This is a genomic window from Streptomyces sp. URMC 126, assembly GCF_051386555.1.
Lineage (GTDB): Bacteria > Actinomycetota > Actinomycetes > Streptomycetales > Streptomycetaceae > Streptomyces.
The window spans coordinates 1-268 of record NZ_JBPQTX010000916.1 but is presented as its reverse complement, the minus strand read 5'-3'; the positions used below and the strand labels follow the sequence as shown (position 1 = coordinate 268).

The window sequence follows — 268 nt, the reverse complement described above, 5'->3', positions numbered from 1 at the left end:
ATATTGCCGTCGCTTCCTCGCGGGCCAGGGTGTCCACCACCTCGTTCAGGGTGTCGCCGGCATGGCCCCGGACCCACCGCCAGCCAACCCGTCGCACCGCCACGGCGGCGTCCAGGGCCTTCAGCAGGTCAAGGTTCTTCGGCTCCTGGGTCGCGGTGCGTTTCCAGCCCCTGGCCTTCCAGGAGGCGAGCCACTTGGTCATGGTGTCAACCAGATACTGGCTGTCGGTGACGATCTCCAGGACCGAGCCTTCCGGGAACTGCTCGAT

General features: G+C 66.4%; 1 protein-coding gene. It reads right to left on the bottom strand.

Annotated elements, in window-relative coordinates; genetic code table 11:
• On the bottom strand, positions 1–268 hold a 268-nt coding region (locus ACSNOK_RS34480; RefSeq protein ID WP_436784660.1), incomplete at both ends, for an RNase H family protein.